Consider the following 1339-nt stretch of genomic DNA (forward strand, 5'->3'; position numbering starts at 1 on the left):
CCGGGGCGGGCGTTCGCGATCGCCTGCCTGCACCAGTCGGCGGTGGCGCCCCGGGCCGTGGTCTGACAGGCGGGCTGTGGTCTGACAGGCGGGCCGTGGCGTGCTCTGGCCGGTGGGCCGTCTCCCGGCGCGTCCCTCATCGGCCACCCGCTGCGAAGGGGTGCGGACCAGGGCCTAACCTGGAGCGCGAACCATCCGAGACCAGCAGGAGCACCATGCCCGCGCCCGAGCCGCCGCGCAAGGCGGAGACGACCGACGTGCCCGAGGCCGGCGGGGCAGTCGCCGACCCGTGGGAGCAGATGCCCGAGGACGCCCTCAACCGGCCGGACCTGGGGGAGGACACCGGGGGCCCCGGCGGGGCCGGGGACTCCGGGACCGGCGCCCGGCCGCTGGACGCCGCGGGGACGAAGGACGCGGGACCCGCGTCCGCGCGCCCGGACGCCTCCGGGGACGCCGACCCGGACGCCTCCCGGGGCGGCCCCGACGCCGCGCGCTCCGGGAGCTGGGCGGACTTCCTGCCCAGCCCGGTGTTCGTGCTGCTGCTGGGCCTGGCGGGGTTCGCGGGCTGGCTGTCGTGGACCGCCGCGGAGCTGGAGTGGGCCGCCGAGGGCACCAGCGTCACCCCGCTGGTCCCGCCGCTGTTCATCCTGCTCTGCTGGATCGTCTCCCTGGCCGTGCACGAGTTCGCGCACGCGCTCGCCGCCTACCTGGCCGGTGACCGCTCCCTGCGCGGCAGCGCCTACCTGCGGCTCAACCCGTTCGCCTACCGGCATGCCTTCGCCGGGCTGGTCCTGCCCTCGGCCTACCTGGGCCTGGGCGCCTTCGGCATGACCGGTCCGCCCACCTACGTGGACTGGGACCGCATCCCGTCCCGGGGCCGCCGCGTCCTGGTGGCACTCGCCGGACCGCTGGCCAGCCTCCTGGTGGCCGCCGCGTTCGCGGTCACCGTGTCCGTTCTGGTCCCCCCGGGCAACGACACCACCAACTGGGCGATCTCGGCGATGGCCTTCCTGTGCTTCGCGAACCTGACGGCCGCCCTGATCAACCTGCTGCCCGTCCCCGGCCTGGACGGCTTCGAGGTGCTGGCCGCCTGGACGCGCGGGAAGTGGGTCACCGCGGCCCGCGCCAACGCGCTGTTCGGCTCGGTGGCCGTGTTCGCGGTCCTGTGGTTCCCGGGCCTGAACGACCTGCTGGTGAACGCGGTGTACGGCCTGTTCGACCTGGTGCTGCCCAACCCGGTGTTCCGCGGCATCGCCTTCTACGGAGAGCTGCTCCTCCAGTTCTGGGCCTGACCGGAACCGGAGCCGCGGGGGCCCGTGAGGCGTGCGCCTCACGGGCC

General features: G+C 75.2%; 1 protein-coding gene. It reads left to right on the plus strand.

The features are described 5' to 3' along the window. Window positions 1-215 precede the first annotated feature (215 nt). On the plus strand, window positions 216-1292 hold the full coding sequence (locus tag DQW06_RS22475) for a site-2 protease family protein (RefSeq protein ID WP_071622716.1): 1077 nt from the start codon (window positions 216-218) through the stop codon (window positions 1290-1292). Window positions 1293-1339: the final 47 nt, after the last annotated feature.

The sequence above is a fragment of the Nocardiopsis sp. TNDT3 genome, from assembly GCF_003427465.1.
In the GTDB taxonomy this organism is placed as follows: domain Bacteria; phylum Actinomycetota; class Actinomycetes; order Streptosporangiales; family Streptosporangiaceae; genus Nocardiopsis; species Nocardiopsis dassonvillei.

Coding starts and splice junctions, on each gene's coding strand:
- DQW06_RS22475 (WP_071622716.1), top strand. CDS start 216: ATGCCCGCGCCCGAGCCGCCGCGCAAGGCGGAGACGACCGACGTGCCC.